The organism is Pseudomonas fluorescens HK44 (genome assembly GCF_000217955.3).
In the GTDB taxonomy this organism is placed as follows: Bacteria; Pseudomonadota; Gammaproteobacteria; order Pseudomonadales; family Pseudomonadaceae; genus Aquipseudomonas; species Aquipseudomonas fluorescens_AQ.
In genome coordinates this window covers 17,428-36,386 of record NZ_AFOY02000021.1, presented here as the reverse complement: position 1 = coordinate 36,386, position 18,959 = coordinate 17,428, and the positions used below count along the sequence as shown (strand labels likewise).

At 60.8% G+C, this 18,959-nt stretch carries 21 protein-coding genes; 4 read left to right on the top strand and 17 right to left on the bottom strand.

The window, feature by feature from the left end; all coding sequences use genetic code 11:
- Positions 1 to 118: 118 nt before the first annotated feature.
- From HK44_RS25755 to HK44_RS25730, 6 genes are all read right to left on the bottom strand, one after another.
- Positions 119 to 754 carry a hypothetical protein gene (locus tag HK44_RS25755; RefSeq protein WP_019691156.1) on the bottom strand — a complete coding sequence of 212 codons (636 nt, stop codon included), beginning with the start codon at positions 752 to 754 and terminating at the stop codon, positions 119 to 121.
- 83 nt (positions 755 to 837) lie between these two features.
- Positions 838 to 2,286 carry an efflux transporter outer membrane subunit gene (locus HK44_RS25750; protein ID WP_019691155.1) on the bottom strand — a complete coding sequence of 483 codons (1,449 nt, stop codon included), beginning with the start codon at positions 2,284 to 2,286 and terminating at the stop codon, positions 838 to 840.
- The gene (locus tag HK44_RS25745; protein WP_019691154.1) at positions 2,283 to 3,173 is read right to left on the bottom strand and encodes an efflux RND transporter periplasmic adaptor subunit; all 891 of its coding nucleotides are present in this window, start codon (positions 3,171 to 3,173) and stop codon (positions 2,283 to 2,285) included. The genes HK44_RS25750 and HK44_RS25745 overlap by 4 nt, the downstream gene beginning before the upstream one ends.
- Positions 3,170 to 3,379 carry a DUF1656 domain-containing protein gene (locus HK44_RS25740; RefSeq protein ID WP_017478036.1) on the bottom strand — a complete coding sequence of 70 codons (210 nt, stop codon included), beginning with the start codon at positions 3,377 to 3,379 and terminating at the stop codon, positions 3,170 to 3,172. Before HK44_RS25740 ends, HK44_RS25745 begins: the two co-directional genes overlap by 4 nt.
- On the bottom strand, positions 3,376 to 5,457 hold the full coding sequence (locus tag HK44_RS25735) for an FUSC family protein (protein WP_019691153.1): 2,082 nt from the start codon (positions 5,455 to 5,457) through the stop codon (positions 3,376 to 3,378). Before HK44_RS25735 ends, HK44_RS25740 begins: the two co-directional genes overlap by 4 nt.
- Positions 5,454 to 5,885 carry a MarR family winged helix-turn-helix transcriptional regulator gene (locus HK44_RS25730; RefSeq protein ID WP_019691152.1) on the bottom strand — a complete coding sequence of 144 codons (432 nt, stop codon included), beginning with the start codon at positions 5,883 to 5,885 and terminating at the stop codon, positions 5,454 to 5,456. The genes HK44_RS25735 and HK44_RS25730 overlap by 4 nt, the downstream gene beginning before the upstream one ends.
- 405 nt (positions 5,886 to 6,290) lie before the next feature.
- Between HK44_RS25730 and HK44_RS25725 the strand changes: the two genes are divergently transcribed.
- Complete coding sequence (locus HK44_RS25725) at positions 6,291 to 6,569, top strand: hypothetical protein (protein WP_019691151.1); 279 nt, start codon at positions 6,291 to 6,293, stop codon at positions 6,567 to 6,569.
- Positions 6,566 to 6,847 (top strand): type II toxin-antitoxin system RelE/ParE family toxin, encoded by a 282-nt coding sequence (locus tag HK44_RS25720; RefSeq protein ID WP_080690684.1) that lies wholly within the window; start codon positions 6,566 to 6,568, stop codon positions 6,845 to 6,847. Before HK44_RS25725 ends, HK44_RS25720 begins: the two co-directional genes overlap by 4 nt.
- A 39-nt stretch (positions 6,848 to 6,886) precedes the next feature.
- Here HK44_RS25720 and HK44_RS25715 read toward each other — a convergent pair whose 3' ends face one another.
- The 4 genes from HK44_RS25715 to HK44_RS25700 form a co-directional block, all read right to left on the bottom strand.
- The gene (locus HK44_RS25715) at positions 6,887 to 7,165 is read right to left on the bottom strand and encodes a hypothetical protein (RefSeq protein WP_019691150.1); all 279 of its coding nucleotides are present in this window, start codon (positions 7,163 to 7,165) and stop codon (positions 6,887 to 6,889) included.
- 156 nt (positions 7,166 to 7,321) lie between these two features.
- Positions 7,322 to 8,797, bottom strand: coding sequence for a Fic family protein (locus HK44_RS25710; protein WP_019691149.1), 1,476 nt, complete (start codon positions 8,795 to 8,797; stop codon positions 7,322 to 7,324).
- 99 nt (positions 8,798 to 8,896) lie between these two features.
- A complete protein-coding gene (locus HK44_RS25705; RefSeq protein ID WP_019691148.1) occupies positions 8,897 to 9,142 on the bottom strand; it encodes a DUF2789 domain-containing protein in 246 nt (81 codons plus the stop codon).
- A gap of 63 nt (positions 9,143 to 9,205) precedes the next feature.
- Positions 9,206 to 9,667: an aminoacyl-tRNA deacylase gene (locus tag HK44_RS25700; RefSeq protein ID WP_019691147.1), complete on the bottom strand. Its 462-nt coding sequence runs from the start codon at positions 9,665 to 9,667 to the stop codon at positions 9,206 to 9,208.
- Positions 9,668 to 9,881: 214 nt separating this feature from the next.
- Here HK44_RS25700 and HK44_RS25695 point away from each other — a divergent pair, with 214 nt between their 5' ends.
- Both HK44_RS25695 and HK44_RS25690 read left to right on the top strand, forming a co-directional pair.
- Positions 9,882 to 10,418 (top strand): NfeD family protein, encoded by a 537-nt coding sequence (locus HK44_RS25695; protein WP_019691146.1) that lies wholly within the window; start codon positions 9,882 to 9,884, stop codon positions 10,416 to 10,418.
- Between the two features lie 2 nt (positions 10,419 to 10,420).
- Positions 10,421 to 11,179, top strand: a complete 759-nt coding sequence (locus HK44_RS25690; RefSeq protein ID WP_019691145.1) for a slipin family protein — start codon at positions 10,421 to 10,423, stop codon at positions 11,177 to 11,179.
- A gap of 113 nt (positions 11,180 to 11,292) precedes the next feature.
- Here HK44_RS25690 and HK44_RS25685 read toward each other — a convergent pair whose 3' ends face one another.
- The 7 genes from HK44_RS25685 to HK44_RS30715 all read right to left on the bottom strand — a co-directional run bounded on the left by HK44_RS25685 (position 11,293) and on the right by HK44_RS30715 (position 18,894).
- Positions 11,293 to 11,781, bottom strand: coding sequence for a hypothetical protein (locus tag HK44_RS25685; protein WP_019691144.1), 489 nt, complete (start codon positions 11,779 to 11,781; stop codon positions 11,293 to 11,295).
- A gap of 60 nt (positions 11,782 to 11,841) precedes the next feature.
- Entirely contained in the window at positions 11,842 to 13,356 is a 1,515-nt protein-coding gene (locus HK44_RS25680; RefSeq protein WP_019691143.1) for a TolC family protein, read from the bottom strand.
- 42 nt (positions 13,357 to 13,398) lie between these two features.
- Positions 13,399 to 15,735 carry an Ig-like domain-containing protein gene (locus HK44_RS30735; protein ID WP_242031600.1) on the bottom strand — a complete coding sequence of 779 codons (2,337 nt, stop codon included), beginning with the start codon at positions 15,733 to 15,735 and terminating at the stop codon, positions 13,399 to 13,401.
- Between the two features lie 125 nt (positions 15,736 to 15,860).
- Positions 15,861 to 16,034, bottom strand: a complete 174-nt coding sequence (locus HK44_RS30730; protein WP_242031599.1) for an Ig-like domain-containing protein — start codon at positions 16,032 to 16,034, stop codon at positions 15,861 to 15,863.
- Positions 16,035 to 16,037: 3 nt separating this feature from the next.
- Positions 16,038 to 16,274 (bottom strand): hypothetical protein, encoded by a 237-nt coding sequence (locus HK44_RS30725; RefSeq protein ID WP_431357349.1) that lies wholly within the window; start codon positions 16,272 to 16,274, stop codon positions 16,038 to 16,040.
- 7 nt (positions 16,275 to 16,281) lie between these two features.
- On the bottom strand, positions 16,282 to 16,392 hold the full coding sequence (locus tag HK44_RS30720) for an Ig-like domain-containing protein (protein ID WP_024265173.1): 111 nt from the start codon (positions 16,390 to 16,392) through the stop codon (positions 16,282 to 16,284).
- A 90-nt stretch (positions 16,393 to 16,482) separates the two neighbouring features.
- Positions 16,483 to 18,894 (bottom strand): Ig-like domain-containing protein, encoded by a 2,412-nt coding sequence (locus HK44_RS30715; RefSeq protein ID WP_024265172.1) that lies wholly within the window; start codon positions 18,892 to 18,894, stop codon positions 16,483 to 16,485.
- Positions 18,895 to 18,959: the final 65 nt, after the last annotated feature.

Genomic DNA, 18,959 nt, shown 5'->3' with positions numbered 1-18,959 from the left:
ACGCCGGATAGATGAAAGCAAGCCAAACACGCATCAAAAACAGTATTGCAGAAAAGGGGGTAACCATAGATGTGGGAGCGAGCCTGCTCGCGATGGCGGCGGTCCTGCCAACATCGGCTCAGGAATACTGCACCTCTATCTCATCCAGCTGATGATCAAAACTTTTCAGCCGTGCCGTCCACGTATAAACCAGCACTTCAAAATCCCGATTGATCACCGCGCCATTCGGTGAATCCGAGCGTGGGTCGCAGAAATCCAGTTGATAGCGCTCGCGGGCCATGGCGTTGGCCACGTCAGACAGTTCGCGGGCGTTGTTCAACCAGTGCCAGCCTTCATCGGTGACCTGTTTGTCGAGGGCCAGGCATTGGGTTTTGAGGGCTTCGAGGCTTTTTTCCAGCGGAGTGCCGGTGAGTTCGCCCATGACTTCCTGAAAAGTACGTCCCGGTTGCCAGTAACTGCCCCAGAAATACCGGTCGAATACCGTTTCAACCCGGCGCAACGCCACCTTGGTGTCCCAGATCAGCACCAGGGTCTTGCCTTGTTCGAGTTGTTTTTTCTTGATCCGCCGGGTTTGCAGCGAAGCCCAGGCGACGACTGCAATCGACATCACCCCGATCAGCGCACTGGCACTGTCGAGAAAGATCAAAGCCTTATCAATCTGGTGCGCCAGCATCACGCCATAAAAATACGTAGCCGAGAGCAGCACCAGCGCGACAATTGCGCACCAGAAGCCGGGAGCATAAGGGTTTTTCATTATTGGAATCCCCATGACCAATGCGAGCCTTGACTGCCGGATCCGCACGCGCGAACCCGACATGTAAAAGCATAGCAACGGCCTCAGGGTTTCGTTGGCTGTGAACCTTGCGTTCGTCCGCTTTCCCAACCGCCGCCCAGCGCCAGGAACAAATCGATCTGGCTCATGGCGACCTGAGTATTGGCGGTCGCCACCTGCGCACGCACGTCGGTGTAGGTGCGGGTTGCCTGCAAATCGGCAAGGAACGACGCCCGGCCGGCCTGGAAGAAGCGGTGAGTCTGGTCCGCCGCCTGTTGCGCCGATTGCTCGGCATCGACCAAGGCATCGCGGCGTTGCAACAGCGCGGAATACTGCGCCAGACCGGTCTGGGTTTCGCGGATCGCGTTCAACACCACCCCGTCAAAGTGCGCCAGCGCGCCTTGGGTCGCCGCTTCAGCCTCACGCACCCGTGCCCGGGAGCCGTTGGACGGCACTGTCCAGGTCAACAACGGGCCGAAGCCCCAGCGATTGGTTTGCGGTTGGCCAAGGTGATCGAGAATACCCACGGTGCCGACGGTCGCGCCGATGCTGATGTCCGGGTAAAGCGCACCGGTAGCGACCCCGATGTCCGCCGTCGCGGCCGCCAGTTGACGTTCGGCCTGACGCACATCCGGTCGCCGTTTGAGCAAGGTGGCACCGTCACCGACCGGCAACAATTGCGCAATCTTTGGCAGCTCGTGACAACTGCTGGTCCCGGCGGGTAATTGATCCACCGGTTTGGCCAACAGCATCGACAAACGGAACAGCCCGGCCTGACGGGCGGCTTCATAGCGCGGCATATCGGCGCGCAAGGATTTGAACTGGGTTTGCGAACGGGTGACCTGGGTTTCGTCGCCGCGCCCGGCATCGCGCAGGCGCTGAGTCAGCGCGGTGCTCTGGCCTTGCAGGTCCAGTGAGTGCTCAGCGATTTCACGCTCTTCGTTGGCCGCGCAGACTTGGGTATAGGCCCGCACGACGTCGGCGACCAGGGTGATGCGCGCAGTGTCCGCCGCGGCTTGCGTCGCATCGGCATTGGCCTTCGCCGCTTCGATGCCGCGCTGCAACGTCCCAAACAGATCGAACTGATAAGACGTGGTGATGCCGATGTCACCGACATTGGCCACTGGAACCTTTTCCGGTATCAGAAACGCCTCGCCGGATTCCTGCAAACGCTGGGCACCCATCTTCACGCCACCGCTCCAGCCGCCCGCCGACTCGGCCTGTTCGACCTGGGCACGGGCGCGAGACAGGTTGGCTGCCGCCACCCGCAAATCGGTGTTGGTGGCCATGGCCTGGCGCACCAGCTCATCCAGACGCGGATCCTGGTACAGCCGCCACCAGTCGCCCGGCACCGGCGCCGACACTACGTTTTTTCCGTGCGCAGTCAGATCGCCCTGAAAGTCCGCGCGGTGCACCGCTGCCTCTTCAGGCAAATGGTAATCCGGGCCGACCACCTGACAGGCCGACAGCAGCAAGCCGAGACCGGCCGTCGCTAAACAGGCGGCCGCTTTCATTGCGCCGGCTCCTGCTCGGGCTTGTCGCCGATGATCGACACGGTCGCGGTACGCCCGGCAATCATGCGGAAATCTGCCGGTACGTCATCGAAGGCAATCCGCACCGGAATCCGCTGTGCCAACCGCACCCAGCTGAACGCCGGGTTAACGTTGGGCAGCAGGTTCGAACCGCTGCTGCGGTCACGGTCTTCAATGCCGGCGACGATGCTTTCGACATGCCCGCGCAACCGCGCACGGTCACCAATCACGCGGATATCGACACCTTGGCCGACATGAATACCGTCGAGTTTGGTTTCTTCGAAATAGCCGTCGATGTGGAAGGAATTGCTGTCCACCACCGACAACACCGGACGACCGGCAGTGACGAACTCCTGAGTACGCGGTGCACGGTCGTTGACGTAACCGTCCACCGGGCTGCGAATCACCGAGCGGTCGAGGTTCAGCTGGGCGCTGTCCACCGACACCAGAGCCTCGGACAACGCCACTTCGGCGCGGGCCACGCGGGACTGGCTTTCTTCGAGTTGCTCACCCGGCACCAGATTGCCCAGGCCACGGTTGCGCTTGGCTTCACGTTGCGCCTGAGCCAGGGTTTCCTGACGGTCGGCGACTGCCGCCTTGGCTTGGCGCAGCGCCAGTTTGAAACGGTCCTGGTCAATGCTGAACAGCACCTGGCCGCGTTTCACCAGTTGGTTGTCGCGCACTTCCACTTGCTGGATCAGCCCGGAAACGTCCGGGGCGATCTGCACGATATCCGCACGAATGTGCCCGTCACGGGTCCACGGAGCGAACATGTAATACATCACCATGCGCCAGACCACGACGACCGCAAAGGTCACCACCAGCAAGGTCAACACCACACGGCCAAGAGTCAAAATAGGTTTTTTCATGTCATCAGGTATCGACTGAGTGAGTCCACGGCGCCGAGCAGCAAGGCGTAAAGACCAACGTTGAACAATGCCCGGTGCCAGACCAGACGATAAAAGTGCAGGCGCGTCAGTAACCCGTGCACCACCAGGTACAGCACGTACGTAATACCCATCAGCACCAGCAACGTGGGCAGGAATACCCCGCTGATGTCCAGATCACCGATCATAAAGGCGCTCCATCGATACCATGGGGAAACGGCTCATCGGCCTCGCTGCCACCGATGAACTCCACGCCCGGCAACAGCGCCAGACGTAGACCTGCGAGGGCGTGCAGCAGGTGGAGGCGGGTTTCGCCGTCACCTTGCAGACCTTGGCCATTGAGTGCGCGCCGGGTGCGATCCAGGGTCATCAGCAACGGCGCCGGTGCCGGCAAGCGTTCGCCGGCCTTGAGGCAGGCCTTGAAGTACTCGCCGACCTCGGCCACCACCTGCCGCAGCAAGACGTTCGGTACGCCCAATACCCGTGGCGCGTACGCCAGCAAGTCAAGCAGATTCAGCGCCACGCGCACTTCGCGCAGCGCCACGCCGGTGTCCTGACCGGTCATCGCCAGACGCGGCAAATGCTGCATCAGCCGATCAAGCATCTGCACACCCAACTGCCGGTGTTCGGCAAGGTTCGCCGGCTCGGTCATGCCGACGATGTCGCGCCAGCTGAAACGGGTCAGGCGCTTGGCCGCCAGCTCCGAGCCAAAGGGCCGCGCCACCAGGGTCCAGATAAAGGCAAACAACAAGCCGATGGGCCCGGCGAGATTGGAGTTGGCGAAGCTCAAAAAGTCCGCGTCGTAGGCACCCTGGATGCTGATAAACGACGAGGTGTTGACGATGGTCAGCAACATGCCGAGGTAGAAACGCGGCTGTACGGTCAGGGTGCCGACGCAGATAAACGGCACAGCAAACGCCAGCACCAGCATCGGGAAGTCATGCAGGTTCGGCAGGATCAAAAACAGATAAAGGCTGGCGAACAGCACCGACATCGCCGTCCAGAAAAAAAACCGGTAAATCTGCGGCGCCGGGTCGTCCATCGCGGCGAAAAAGCTGCACGCCACCGCTGCCAGAATCACCGCGCTGCCACCGTCGGTCCAGCCGAGCAGAATCCACAGCACCGAGGCGACGATGATCGCCAGCACCGTCGACGCCGCCGAATAGAGCATCAGCCCACGGTCGAGAAAAGGTGTCAGCCGACCCAGCCGCCAATGCCGGTAGACCGCACGCCAGTTGTCCTGGCTTTCGCAGCGAATCGCCTCTTGCAGGCTGCGCAGGTCTTGCCACAAATCGATCCATTCACCCAGACGATACAGCGCGTTGGAAAACAGCAATGGCTTGCGATCATCCAGCGCTTCGGCACTCGGTTGCAGGGCTTCAAGTTGAGCGCGCAGGGTTTGCCAGTGCTCGACCGAAGCGTCTGTGCGGTCGAGCCATTCAATGGTCGAGGCCAGCAACGGCGCGAACTTGTCCACAAGCTCGGGAGTGCGCCGCTGCAAGGCATACAGCGCATCGTCCAGCGCATCCACCACCGGCAGCAGGTGAATCATCCGCCCGCGCAGTTCTTTGATGTTGCGCACGGTTTGCGGCCGCGCACCTTCGTGGGGCAACTGGCCGATCATCAATTCCAGGGAGTTGAACGTGGCCACCATCGAGGCGCGCAGGGTGCTGACTTCTTCGGGCTGCACGTTGCGGGTCAGGAAGCGCTGGCTGTAGGTCACCGCATCGCTGAACCACTTGCTGACTGAGTCATCGAACACCGGCGCCAACCGCCGTGGCCAGAACATACTGCCAACCACTGCTGCGCAGACAATGCCGAGGAAGATTTCTTCGGTCCGTGCTTCCGCCACATCCCACACCGCCAACGGGTTATCCACCACCGGCAGGGCGATCAGCGGCAAGGTGTAACCGGCGAGCATCAGCGCGTAGTTATTGGCGGTGCGCAAATGCATCGACAGAAACAGCAGGGTGCCGGTCCACAGCGCGATGACCAGCACCAGCACATACGGGCTCTGGACGAACATCGGCACAAACAGCAACGCCGCTGCCGCGCCGGTCAAGGTGCCGACAGCACGGTACAGGGCCTTGGAACTGGTCGGCCCGACGAACGGGCTGGAAACGATGTACACCGTGGCCATCGCCCAGTACGGACGCGGCATTTGCATGAGCATGGCGATGTACAGCGCGATCATCGACGCGGCGAAGGTACGCACGCCGTAAAACCAGTCTCGGGCCGGCGGTATGCCGCTAAAAAATCCGTTCACAGTGGGGTCACCGGTAACTGCTGCTCCGCCGCCTCGAATGCGCGAATCACCCGCAGCGCGGCTTCAAGATCCGCTGGATCGATGCCTTCAAGCACCACACGGCGCAAGCGCACCAGCTCGGCTTCTACCGCCTGCACCAACTCACGGCCAGTATCGGTCAGGTTCAGGCACTTGGCGCGGCGATCCAGGGGATCTTCGCCGCGGCAGACATACCCGGCCTGGCACAACTGATCGAGCAAACGCACCAGCGACGGGCTCTCCATCCCTGCCGCCTGCGCCACCGTCACCTGGCGCACACCCTCGCCCAGCCGCCCGATCATCAACAACGGGACCGCGCAGGCTTCGGAGATGCCGTAGTTGACCAGCGTAGTCTGGCAGATTTTCCGCCAATGCCGCGCGGCCACCACCATGGCACTGCTGATGTTCATCTGAAGGGCGTCGAGGGTCTGGGACACAGGTCAATTCGCACACTGTTAGTTTGCTAACTATCAATATCGCATTGGAGGGGAAATGCAGTCAAGTTTTGAAACAAATTAGCGCAGTGGGCAAAACCTGCGGTGAGGGGGCTTACCTTGATGCCGGTAAATGAACGGAAATCTATCGCCTGGCGATCCATTGTGGCGAGGGAGCTTGCTCCCGCTCGGCCGCGAAGCGGTCGTAAGCCGGCAATCGCGTTCCATCTGAATACTCGCGGTGACTGATTTCAGGGTCGCTTCGCCCGAGCGCGGTTTGAAACAATTCTTCCCCCGCTCGTCGCGGCAATATCTGGACAGTGATGAATATGTACTGAAGACGTATATACTTTTTCAGCACCTAATCCCGGAAACAAAACCATGTCCAAACAAGCCGTTTTTACGATGAAACTTGAACCCGAACTGCGCGAACAGTTCATGGCTGAAGCAGAAGCGTCCCATCGGCCGGCGTCGCAAATTGTCCGGGAAATGATGCGTCAGTTTGTTCAAACGCAACGAGAGTCGCGTGAGTACGAGGCGTTCTTGCAACGTAAAGTCGACATCGCGCGAGTCTCCATGCGGGCAGGCGAAGGCCTGACAAACGATGAAGTAGAAGCCGAATTTGCTGCCAGGCGTACTCAAGCAGCCAGACAAGGATGAGGGTAATTTGGACGCCAGCCGCGGCACAGGATCGTGCAGACATTTGGGACTATCTCCACGCCGTAAACCCACGAGCAGCCATCGAGATGGACAACCGATTCAGCGAATCGGTTTCTCGCCTCTCACTCCATCCTGAATGCGGTCCTGTAGGGACGATTTCTGGTACTCGCGAATTGATTCCTCATCAAAGTTACCGACTGGTCTATCAACTGGATCAGGGAACCGCGTGGATACTCGCTTTGGTCCATACCTCGCGCCAATGGCCTCTTGAGAAATGAACATTCCCGCGCCCTGCGCGGGAACGCATTGCAGCAACCTTAGCTCGCTTGCGCCGCCTGTGCAGCCAAGCGGTGTTGCAGCTCCTCCATCAAATCCAGCCCATCACGCAATGACACGTACGCGGCGTTGATCAGGCGATAGAAGTCTTTGTCGTTGAGATCGCGAAGGGTGATCGAGGTGAGGGTTTCCAGCAGATCGGTGCCGATGCGGACACGGCTACAGGCGGTTTCGTGGAGAAAATGGGTGGGTGCGAGGATGTTGTAGGCCAGAACGCAGACGGGGGTTGGGTTGGTACTCAGTGCTCGATAAGGAGTCATAGCGATCGCTCTCAAAAAAATAGTTTTTTGGGTAGTGATTAGGATCGCCAAATCCTGTCGCCGATGTGCGGCGACGAGGCGAACTATAGGGGGGCGTTTCGGGGTTCGCAACCGAGCGGGCAAGCTTCGGAGTTTTCCTCGGACTTTCGAGCCCTTTCACACATTGGCCAACAGTCGCCCCGCCTCCGCCTCAATAAACTCAAACACCTCTTCCGGCACGCTGTACTGGAACTGCTTGCGTCGATGTTTTGAAACCTTACCTTCGTTGTCCAGGCACATCATCACCAGCTTCGACAGGTCACTGCCGCGTATGTCGTAACGTTGGTTCACGGCTTTGACGATGCGGTCGTAGCGGTCGAGGAATTCGGTTTCTTCGCGCAGTTCGACTTCGAGAGCGCGGCGGGCCATTTGCAAGGTGAATTCAACGCAGCGGGTGGCGTCCCAGAAGCGGTAGATCGAGGGATGGCCAATGAACTCGAAAGCCATTTGGTCAGCGTCCAGCCAGGTGACATTCCAGAAATCGCGGGCCGGTTGCGAGAAGTCCTTAAGGGCGGCTAGATAGCTGGACTCTTCGTGTTTCATGGCCACGGACACCGGCAGCAGCAGGCCATTTTCCAGGGCTCCGGAATGACACAGGGTCTGGTGGATCAGAAAACGTGAAAGTCGACCATTACCGTCCATGAACGGATGGAGAAAGACAAAACCAAACGCCGTCACAGCGGCGGCCACCAGTGGATCGACCTTTCGCGAAGACTGATTGGCGAAATTCATCAGTTCGCCCATCAACTCACGGCACAGGTCCGGCTCAGGCGGGATATAACTGACACCGGCAGCGCCGCGCAGACCGTTATGCAGGTGGTTCTGTTCATGGCGAAACAAGGCGGCTTTGTCGAACGGATTGGAGACCGTGCTGTTCTGTAATTCCACCAAGTACTCTTCGCTCAGCTCGCGACCATCATGGGCCTGGCGCAACAGTTGAACGAAGCGCCGGGACTTTTCATCGCTGGGTTCTTCCCTCTCGATGGCAAAGGAATCACGGGTTTCGTGGAGATACGCCCAGTTAATGGCGCGGTCCATCATCTCTGCCGGTAACGTTGCCATGAAGGTTTTTGCGCGACCGAGGATGTCGAGGCTGAGCAGGGCTTCAAGCTCGGAAGTCCGCTCAACAGTGGCGCAGTAGCGAAGGGAGCCGAGGCCGTTAAACTCAATGCGCCAGCGTGTGTTTCTAACAGCAGGGCCAGTGATATACCGCGCTGGATCAAACAGCGGTGAAAATCGGCTATTCACTGATGCTTCGTAGTCGAGTCGCCGGTGGGTTAAACCTTCCCAGAGATAGCAGGCTTTTCGAACGAATACACCGTTCGGGGCCTTGGCTAATTCCTGGAGCAGCTCTTCAGCAGGCACAGACTCAAGTGCTTGGGCCAGAATGCCGAGATTGATACCTTCGTGTTTGAGCGCAAAAAAAATGTGTTCAAGGATCGAGTCGCTTGCAGGTGCGACTGACTGTGGAACAGCCAGGCAATCTCCGATCATGGATACGCGGGTGACGGGTTTGACCATCGCCACACGCGTAGGCGCAATGGCTTTGAGTCTTAAGGCATCATGCAGGTAGGCGTATCCAACCAAGGGCATCGTGCGCATCCACAGAAAAAGTTCAGAAATCCGATTAAAGCCCAGATTTTTTCATCGCTCATCAGTTTTTTGCACGATTTGCCGTTTTTCCTAAGATTTTTACACCCCCCGCCCCTTCCTCAGCAGCACATCCAGCTGATCCACCACTTCCGCCCAATCGGAATCGTCGAGGATGTCTTCACGCAGGAAGTCCGCCTGGCTCTTGGTCCAGAAAAACGCATCGGCCAGGTGCAGTTCGGGTTTGAGCGGTGAGTGGGTGGCGATGAATTTGTCGATGCTTTCGGCGTCGTCGGGCAGGCCGAGTTGTTTGAACAGGTTGGGGAGGCTGTGGGTGGGTGATTCCATGGGAATTGGCTCCTGAATTTTTAGAGGGTCGGGGACTGCTGCGCAGTCCATCGCCAATAATGGCTACTGACTCAGCTCGCACACCTCGGCATGAGGCACCATTTTCAGGTACTGGTCCATGCTCAAGTGCACGAGGTTGTTGTGGTTGCCGGCTTCGACGTAGATCTCTTTCTGACGGGTCAGCATCGGGTCGATGACCATGTCCAGGCCATAGGATTCACCCAGGGCCGGAACGGCGCCGCGTTCACAGTCGTTGAACAGGTGGGCCAGGGTGCTTTCGCGGGTGACTTGCCATTCACTGCTGCCGCGCACTTTGCTCAGGTCCAGATGCCGGCTGGCTGGCAACACGGCCATCAGGTAGTGGCCGTGGTGGTCGTCGAGGATCACCGATTTCGCCACGCGCTCAGCAGGAATGCCCGCTACCCTGGCGGTTTCCAGGCTGCTGGCCGAATGCGGGTGAGAGACTACGTCGAATTCGCAGTGCGCCTCTTCCAGGCTGCGCTGCACGGTTCTTGCCATACGCATGATGCACCTCGGTGTCCGTCGCAGGGCGGGCGGACGATAATTAAACAGGTTGGCGTCTCCTCTAAAGTCTAGGCCTGCTGCCGGAACCCGGTGATAAATCTGCCCACTGGAAACTCGCAAAAATTGATCAAGAATCATCCAGCCAAAGGCTCAACTAGACTATAAGCAGGGCCACCGTGTGGCTCGCGGACGGATGACTCTCCTGGAGGGTCAAGTGAACACTCGCTGGTGGTGTGCGGTTGCGTTGTTGTTGGGGTTGAGCGGATCGGCTTTCGCGACAGACACGGTTGTGGTGGTCGTCCCCAACCCGCTCGGCGTCTGGCTGATGATGGTGGGTATCGCGCTGCTCGTGGCGGAGGTGGTGCTGCCCAATTATGGTGTGGTCGGACTGGGCGGCATCACGATGTTCGTGATCGGCGCGGTGATGCTGAGCAATGCCGATGTCCCTACGCCACTGATCATCGGTCTTGGACTGATCAGCGCCCTGCTGTTGATCGCCCTGCTGATCCACGCCCTGAAAACCCGACCGCGCCACATCGTCAGTGGCGATGCCGGGCTACTCGGCAGCGTCACGCAGGTGACCGCGTTGCAGGGTCACAACACGCACAAGGGCTGGGTGCATTTGCAAGGTGAGCGCTGGCAGGTGCACTGCAAGACACCCTTGCATTCCGGGCAACGGGTGCGAGTGGTGGCGCGCAAGGGAACACTGCTGGAAGTGGCCGCGGCTGACGCGGCGCCGCAAGGAGAATGATCATGGGTCTGCAACTGGGTTTTGCCGCGCTGTTGGTGCTGCTGATTGCACTGGCAGGGTCGACCTTCCGCATCCTGCGCGAATACGAGCGCGGCGTGGTGTTCCAGCTTGGACGTTTCTGGCAGGTCAAGGGCCCGGGGTTGATCCTGTTGATTCCGGTGGTCCAGCAAATGGTTCGGGTCGATCTGCGGACCGTGGTGCTCGACGTACCGCCGCAAGACGTGATCACCCGCGACAACGTCTCGGTGAAGGTCAACGCGGTGCTGTACTTCCGTGTGCTCGACTCTCAGAAAGCGATCATCCAGGTCGAAGACTTCCTGATGGCCACCAGCCAACTGGCGCAAACCACCTTGCGGGCGGTGCTCGGCAAACATGAACTGGACGAACTGCTGGCCGAACGCGAACGCCTGAACTTCGACATCCAGCAAGTGCTGGATGCCCAGACGGATGCCTGGGGGATCAAGGTCGCCAACGTCGAAATCAAACACGTCGATCTCAACGAGTCGATGATCCGCGCCATTGCCAAACAGGCCGAAGCCGAACGTGAACGGCGGGCGAAAGTGATCCACGCCGAAGGTGAATTGCAGGCCTCGGAAAAACTCATGCAAGCTGCCGAAATGCTTGGTCGCCAGCCAGGCGCCATGCAGTTGCGTTACATGCAGACCTTGAGTTTGATTGCCGGCGACAAGAGCTCGACCATCGTCTTTCCGTTACCGATCGAGTTGCTCAAGGGCATGGCGGATTTGTCGTCGAAGAGCTGAGCTGTTGATTCACCTGTGGCGAGGGAGCTTGCTCCCGTCGGCCGGTCCGCGTTCGGGCGAAGCCGTCGTCATTCAGCCAATGCGGTGCGCCTGACAAAATACCGTTGCCAGGTTTAGGGCCGCTCCGCGGCCCAGCGGGAGCAAGCTCCCTTGCCACAAGAAGCGGTTCGCCATTGCTCCAATGCTTCGTAAGGCCCGTGCGCCCAACACTCAACGCACTCTCTGAGCCGCGCCGAAGCCTCTTGTTGTTTGCCTTCGCTGTCGGCCACAAACGTTTCGGCCGGTTGCTTGGCGTGCTGATGCACAGCGCTGAACACCAGTGTCCGCTGCTCGGCACTCAGCGCAAAAAACCCGGCCAAACGTCCCTCCATGGCGCCCGGCAACTCATGGTAATTAATCGCCAGCCCGGTAAATTCGCGGCAATGTTCAGTGCCCAATTGCAGCAGTTTGCCCAAGCGCCGAGCGATGAAGTCTTCTCGCCCCTCGAATTCGCCGCTGTAATAGTCACGGTTGAAATGATTATGCCAGTCGCTGTCCTTGATCTGCGCCAACGCCTGCAATAGCAACGGCGGAGGCACCGTCACCGGCAGTCGGGAAAACACCGGGCGCGTCCTCGACCCTCCCGCGGTACCCGACTGACACTGACTGTGGGCGCCTGTAGATTACTTTTCTTGAACATGCGCTGGCGGCGCCGTGATGTTGCCGTCGGCCCACGCATCCTCGCGGCTGGCCAGTGCGGTGGCGATCGACTGCACTTGAGTCGATTGCACCTGGTCCGGCAGCGGGTCGAGCCCGGCGCTGGCGAAGATCTGCCCGTAAGCGTTACGCAAATCCGCGTACGACAGATCGCGGCGCAGGTCGGCTTGCAAGGTGTTCAGTTCGCCCTGGATCAGCTCCAGTTCGCCGATGCCCGCTGCCTGGTGGCGGTTACGTAACTGGCCAAGAATCTGCCCGTCGATAGTCGACAGCTGCTGGTTGGTCTGGAACTGACGCAGCGCTTCACGGTAGTTGGCGTTGGCCACGTAAAGCTGCGCCAGCACCGCGATCGACATTGCCTGACGGCGTGCCTTGGCCACTTCTTCACCGGCCTTGGCCACGTCGATGGCCGCCGGGGCGGAAATCACGTTGAACAGGTTCCAGGTGATTTTTACCCCGTAGTCAGCCCACTTGTCGTTGACCAGAAACGAGTTGCTGTCGTAATGCCCGCCAGCCGAGAGTTCCAGCCCCGGTAGCAGCCGCAGCATGGCTTTGCGGGTTTCGGCGGTGCTGATGCGCGTCTGATAATCCTGCTCGCGCAGTTCCGGACGGCTGGCCAGGGCCTCTTGCTCAAGGCTGTCCATGCCGACCTTGAGCTCCGGAATCGTGTAATCCTCCGGTGTCGCCAACGTCAACTCGGTGCCCATCGGCAGGTTGATCAGGGTCGCCAGTTCGGTTTTCGCCAGCGACAGTGCCCGCCGCTGTTCTTCGAGCTGGCGCGTGGCTTCGATCAGCGAACGCTGATACCCCAAGGCCTGCACCGGGTCGCCGATGCGCTGCTCGCTCATGCTCTGGCTGTTGTTGCGCGCCGCATCGACCCGCTCCATCAGGCTGTCGATCTGCTTGAGCAGACGTTCAGCGGCCACCGCTCGCCAATAAGCCGAGCGCACGTCCTGAACGATGGTGTTGATGACCTTGCGCCGACGTTCCTGAACGATCAACCGTTGATCGCCTTGCTGCTTGGCGTTGATGTAGCTGACGCCGAAGTCAAGGACGTTCCACACCATGGTCAGGTCAGCGACTCTGCGGTCGCGGTCCTGGGAGGTCGAGGGTTCGAGGGATTGGGTGCCGGTGCGCACGCTCTGGCTGCTGGCGGCGCTGGTGTTGTTGCGCCCCACGTAACCGGCGTCCAGGGCCATGCGCGGCAGCATGTCGAAGCTGGCAAGGTCGAGTTGGCGCTTGGCCAACGCCTCTTCCATGATTTTCAATCGGCCTTCGAGGTTGTATTTCACTGCACGGGCCATGGCCTGATGCAGCGTCAGTGGGCCGCTAAGGGGCTCCTGATCCTTGTATATGCTCGCCAAATCGCTTCTGGCGCGCTGCTCGCTGACGCGGCGTTCAATCGGTTCACTGGTCACCGCACATCCGCTGATTGCCAGCGCCAGCAGACTGGCGCCGAATAGTTTCTGATTTTTCTTCATCCTTGGACCGCCCCTAGGTACCGCACAATTTCAGGTTTTTAATCAGGCCTGCATTTCGCTGATGCCGACCTGTTGCAACGCTGCAGCCAACGCCTGGATCTGCTGCTTCTCGGCGTTTTCAAGTTGTTGAAGTTGCTCGCCCAAGGTCAGTGCACCCAATGCACCGTGCAAGCCCTGAGAGGCATCGCCGCCGTGCTGGATCGATCTGTCGCCGAACGCGTTCGGGGAACTGTCGCCATTGCCCGATGCATGGCTGAACAGGCTCGACAGCGTGCTGTTACCAAACACTCCGCCATCGCCCCCGCCAAAACCCAGGAAGCCGTGAGTGGAACCATTCCCGCCACTGTCGCTGCTAGTGAACACCTGAGCGATATAGCTGGGGCTCAGTGCGCCACGATTGATGAAAATATCCCCCAGTGGGCGGATGCCATCGCCCAATACCCGCTGTTCGAACAGCGGCGCAAAGGTCAGCGGAGAACCGAGATTACCGGTCGGCGGCGTGAAAACAATCGGCTGCAACGGAACGTTCGGAGTGTTTTGCGGCGGTGCCGAGTCGCTGACCGAGATCACGACAGCCGGCACCGTGTTGATTGTGAAATTGTTGGAGATCGCGACGCCAGTGCCCGCGTTCCCGGCGCGGTCGGTCACGGTGCTGCTGTCCAGCCCGATAAAATTGGTCGCATCGTTGATATTGGCCGTCGGGGTCAGAGTGGCGGTCCAGGTCTTGCCGCCGTTGCTGCTGCTCAGGTTGGTGAGGGTGCCATTGGCCACACTGATGTCGGATAAATCGAAATGCTTCACCGCTTCGCTGAAGGTGAAGGTGACCTGCGAGGTCTGGCCAACGCCCAGGTTCGGGTTGGCGATGACGATGGTCGCCGTGGGGCGATCACTGTCCAGGGCGTAGTTGTTGGAGATGGCCAGTCCCGCTCCGGCATTGCCTGCCTTGTCGGTCACGTTACTGTTGTCGAGCACAATCAGGTTGGTCGCGTCGGTCACGTTCGCCGTCGGCGTGAACGTCGCGGTCCAGGTCTTGCCGCCGTCACTGCTGGCCAGGTTGGACAACGCACCGTTGGTCACGCTCAGATCGGACAGGTCAAAACCGCTCACCGCTTCGCTGAAGGTGATGGTCACCCCCGAGGTCTGACCGATGCCCAGCAGCGGTTTGGCAACGACGATGGTCCCGGTGGGCCGGTCGGCATCGAGCACGTAATTGTTGGACAGGGTTACGGTGCTGCCCGCGTTTCCGGCGCTGTCCTGCACATTGGCGGTGTCGAGCACGATCTGGTTGGTGGCATCGTTGACCGCGGCGGTCGGCGTCAGGGTCGCCGTCCAGGTCTTGCCGCCGTCGCTGCTCAGCAAATTGGACAATGTGCCATTGGCCACGCTGAGGTCGGACAGATCGAAACCACTGACCGCTTCACTGAAAGTGATGGTCACCTGTGAGGTCTGGCCAATGCCCAGCAGCGGATTGGCCACCACAATACTTGCCGTCGGACGCTGGGTGTCGATGGCGTAGTTGTTCGAATCGGTGCTGCCGCTGCCCGCATTACCGGCCAGATCGGCGATCCCGGTGTTATCCAGAGTGATCAGGTTGGTCGCGTCGGTGATGCTGGCGCTCGGGGTAAAGGTCGCGGTCCAGGTGATACCGCCATCACTGCTGCTGACCGCGGTCAGCGTGCCATTGACGATGGTCAGGTCGGCGTTGGTGAAGCCGGTCACCGCCTCGCTGAAGGTGATGGTCACCAGTGAGGTGTCGCCAATCTTCAGCGCGTTGTCGGCAACAATGATGGTCGCGGTCGGACGCACGGTATCAATGGTGAAGTTGCCGGAGTCAGTGGTTCCGCTGCCCGCATTGCCGGCCAGGTCGGCCACGCCGGCGTTGGCCAGGGTGATCAGGTTAGTCGTGTCTTTTATGCCTACTGTCGGGGTGAAGGTGGCGGTCCAGGTGATACCGCCATCGCTGCTGCTGACCGCGGTCAGCGTGCCGTTGGGAATCGTCAGGTCGGCGTTGGTGAAACCGGTCACCGCCTCGGAGAAGGTGATCGTCACCAGCGAGGTTTCACCGGCTGCCAGTGTCGGGTCGGCCAGCACAATAGTGGCGGTCGGACGCTGGGTGTCGATGGCGAAGTTGTTCGAATCGGTACTGCCGCTGCCCGCGTTGCCGGACAGGTCGGCCACGCCGGTATTGTCCAGGGTAATCAGGTTGGTCGCGTCGGAGGTGCTGGCGCTCGGGGTAAAAGTTGCGGTCCAGGTGATGCCGCCATCGCTGCTACTGACGGCGGTCAGTGTGCCGTTGGCGATGGTCAGGTCGGCGTTGGTGAAACCGGTCACTGCCTCGCTGAAGGTGATGGTCACCAGCGAGGTGTCACCGATTTTCAAGGCGTTTTCCGCAACCACGACCGTCGCAGTCGGGCGCACGGTGTCGATGACGTAATTGTTGGAGTCGGTGGTGCCGCTACCCGCATTACCGGCCAGATCGGCGATCCCGGTGTTGTCCAGAGTGATCAGGTTGGTCGCGGTCCGGTGGTGCTGGCGCTCGGGGTAAAGTCGCCGTCCAGGTGATACCCGCCATCGCTGCTGCTGACGGCGGTCAGCGTGCCGTTGGCGATGGTCAGGTCAGCATTGGTGAAGCGGTTACTGCCTCGCTGAAGGTGATGGTCACCAGCGAGGTGTCGCAATCTTCAGTGCGTTGTCGGCCACGATGATGGTCGCCGTCGGACGCACGGTATCGATGGTGAAGTTGGCGGAGCTGGTGGTGCCGCTGCCCGCGTTGCGGCCAGATCGGCCACGCCGCGGCGTTGGCCAAAGTGATCAGGTTGGTCGCGTCGGTTGGTGCTGGCACTCGGGGTAAAGGTTGCGGTCCAGGTGATACCGCCATCGCTGGCTGCTGACGGCGGGTCAGCGTTGCCGTTGGCGATGGTCAGGTCAGCATTGGTGAAAGCCGGTCACTGCCTCGCTGAAGGTGATGGTCACCAGCGAGGTGTCACCGATTTTCAAGGCGTTGTCCGCGACCACGATGGTCGCGGTCGGGCGCACGGTGTCGATGGACGTAATTGTTGGAGTCGGTGGCTGCCGGTCCCGGCGTTGCCGGCCAGGTCAGTCACGCCGGTGTTGTTCCAGGGGTGATCAGGGTTGGTCGCGTCGGTGGTGCTGGCGCTCGGGGTAAAGGTCGCGGTCCCAGGTGATACCGCCATCGCTGCTGCTGACGGCGGTCAGCGTGCCGTTGGCAATGGTCAGGTCGGCGTTGGTGAAGCCGGTCACCGCCTCGGAAAAGGTGATGGTCACCAGCGAGGTGTCACCGATTTTCAAGGCGTTTTCCGCCACCACGACCGTCGCGGTCGGGCGCACGGTGTCGATCGCATAGTTGTTGGAGTCCACCGACCCGACACCGGCATTACCCGCCGTATCGGTGTAGGCCGTGTTGTCCAGGGTAATCACGTTGCTGGCATTGTTGAGGCCGTTGGTCGGCGTCAGGGTCGCGGTCCAGGTGATGTTGTCGCTGGTGGTCAGGTTGGTCAGGGTGCCGTTGGAAACGGTCATGTCGGCGCTGCTGAAACCGGTCACCGCTTCGCTGAACGTAATGGTCACTGTGGATCCGCCGATGTTCACCGTGCTATTGGCGACCACAACGGTCGCCGTTGGCCGCACGGTGTCGACGGCGTAATTATTGGACGAGCTGGTGCCGAACCCGGTTACGCCCCGCGACACACTCGTCACGCCGGTGTTGTCCAGGAAGATCTGGTTGGTGTTGCCCGTGACGCTTGAACTCGGGGTAAAGGTCGCCGTCCAGGTGGTGCCGCCATCACTGCTGCTGACTGTTGTCAGCGTGCCGTTGGTGATCGTCAGGTCGGCATTGGTGAAACCGCTGACGGCTTCAGAGAACGTGAAGGTGACCAGTGAGGTTTCGCCGATTATCAGCGAGTTGTCCGCCACGACGATGGTCGCGGCGGGCGACGCCGGGTACGCGGTATTCAGGAGGCCGCCGTCGTTGTAGATCGCCGCTACCGCCGTCGGGCTGGTGCCTGTCGAACCCCCGCCCAGCACCGCACCACCGGCACCGCTGCCGGCTGCGTTGCCGGAAATGGCTGCGAAGTTGGCCGCGGTGATCTGGAGGGTGCCTTTGTTCCAGATCGCACCGACACCCTTGCCGCCGACCCCGCCGTTGCCGATGTAGCCAACACCGCTACCGCCACCACCGCCGCCACCGGCACCGATGTTGTTGGTGATGGTCGACGTACCGACGATAGTCAGGGTGCCGGTCGAGGCGTTGTAGATCCCGCCAGCCGCGTTGCCGCCTGCGCCGCCCACAATGTCCAAACCGGCACCGCCACCACCGCCGCCGATGGAAATCGTGCCGTTGGTGGCCGTCCCCCCGCTACCGCCATTGCTGTACCCGTGAACCCCAATCCCTCCGTTGCCACCGGTGCTGGTGCCACCGCGACCGCCCATGTGGGTGGCGTCGTAACCGCCGCCGTGGCCGCCCACGCCGCTACCGCCTGCCTGGCCGAGGATGCCCAACCCCGTCGAACCGCCGTTGCCGCCGCCCTGGCCACCCAACCCACCACCGCCACCGCCACCACCGCCATCGTATAAGCTCAAAACACCACCGCCGCCACCGCCGCCCGAGGCCGCGTTAGAGGTCACGCTGACGTTGTACAGGGTCAGGTTCCCGGCGTTGGAAATACCGCCGCCCATGGCCCCGGTCGCGCCAAATCCACCATTGCCACCCGCACCCGAGTACAGGCCTCGGGTAATCACCAACCCGTCGAGGGTCACGGTGCTGCCCGAGGCGATCTCGATCACCCGGGTCTTGTACTGACCATCCAGGGTCACATCCGCCACGCCGTCATTGTTCAGGTCACCGTCGATGGTGATGTTCTTGTTGACCAGCAGCTCGGAGGTGAGCTGCACGGTCATGCTGGCGTTGAAGGTGACGATATCGCCGTTCTGCGCCGAGGCAATCTCGGCGCGCAACGAACCCACGCCGGTGTTGGCGTTGTTGCTGGCGGTCCAGGTGGCCAGGCCCCATTGGTACTCGCTCATGGCCGTTTTCGACAGCACGTTGGCGCTTTCGATGTTGCCCGTGGCGACTTCCAGGTCCCAGTCGCCACCCACGCCGGTGCGGTTGTTCGAGGCGGCGATATCACGGCCGGTCAACTCTGCCAGCGAGTCGACAAAACTCAAGCCACGCGTACCTTCAGCGGTGTAGCAGGCGTAGATCAGGATGTCGCCGCCGACGTTCATGTCCTTGCCGATTTCAGCCAGCACCGCGCTGCGGGCCGCCACGTTGTCGGCCGACAGGTAGCTGTCACCCAGCCACAGGTCACCGGCGTTGCCGTGGGCGATGATCTGCACCGAGCTGATGCCCTGATGCTGACCGAGGTAGTCGGCAATCTGTTGCAAGCCGTCCTTGCTCGCGTCGAGCTGGACCACCTGAGTGCCGGGGGCCACGCCTTTGAGCAGGCTGTCGGCGTCCTTGACCCGGGCGTCGACGAACACCACGGTCTGCCCTGGCACGGCGGCGGGGGCTGACGCCACCGGTGCCGCATTGTCGGCCTGGGCGTGGGTGTCCTTGCTCGCGGCCGGGTGATCGGTGCCTTGGC

What these genes read in the sequence shown, in the direction of transcription:
- HK44_RS25755 (WP_019691156.1), bottom strand. Translation starts at nt 754, where the DNA reads ATGAAAAACCCTTATGCTCCCGGCTTCTGGTGCGCAATTGTCGCGCTG.
- HK44_RS25750 (WP_019691155.1), bottom strand. Translation starts at nt 2,286, where the DNA reads ATGAAAGCGGCCGCCTGTTTAGCGACGGCCGGTCTCGGCTTGCTGCTG.
- HK44_RS25745 (WP_019691154.1), bottom strand. Translation starts at nt 3,173, where the DNA reads ATGAAAAAACCTATTTTGACTCTTGGCCGTGTGGTGTTGACCTTGCTG.
- HK44_RS25740 (WP_017478036.1), bottom strand. Translation starts at nt 3,379, where the DNA reads ATGATCGGTGATCTGGACATCAGCGGGGTATTCCTGCCCACGTTGCTG.
- HK44_RS25730 (WP_019691152.1), bottom strand. Translation starts at nt 5,885, where the DNA reads ATGAACATCAGCAGTGCCATGGTGGTGGCCGCGCGGCATTGGCGGAAA.
- HK44_RS25725 (WP_019691151.1), top strand. Translation starts at nt 6,291, where the DNA reads ATGTCCAAACAAGCCGTTTTTACGATGAAACTTGAACCCGAACTGCGC.
- HK44_RS25720 (WP_080690684.1), top strand. Translation starts at nt 6,566, where the DNA reads ATGAGGGTAATTTGGACGCCAGCCGCGGCACAGGATCGTGCAGACATT.
- HK44_RS25715 (WP_019691150.1), bottom strand. Translation starts at nt 7,165, where the DNA reads ATGACTCCTTATCGAGCACTGAGTACCAACCCAACCCCCGTCTGCGTT.
- HK44_RS25710 (WP_019691149.1), bottom strand. Translation starts at nt 8,797, where the DNA reads ATGCCCTTGGTTGGATACGCCTACCTGCATGATGCCTTAAGACTCAAA.
- HK44_RS25705 (WP_019691148.1), bottom strand. Translation starts at nt 9,142, where the DNA reads ATGGAATCACCCACCCACAGCCTCCCCAACCTGTTCAAACAACTCGGC.
- HK44_RS25700 (WP_019691147.1), bottom strand. Translation starts at nt 9,667, where the DNA reads ATGCGTATGGCAAGAACCGTGCAGCGCAGCCTGGAAGAGGCGCACTGC.
- HK44_RS25690 (WP_019691145.1), top strand. Translation starts at nt 10,421, where the DNA reads ATGGGTCTGCAACTGGGTTTTGCCGCGCTGTTGGTGCTGCTGATTGCA.
- HK44_RS25680 (WP_019691143.1), bottom strand. Translation starts at nt 13,356, where the DNA reads ATGAAGAAAAATCAGAAACTATTCGGCGCCAGTCTGCTGGCGCTGGCA.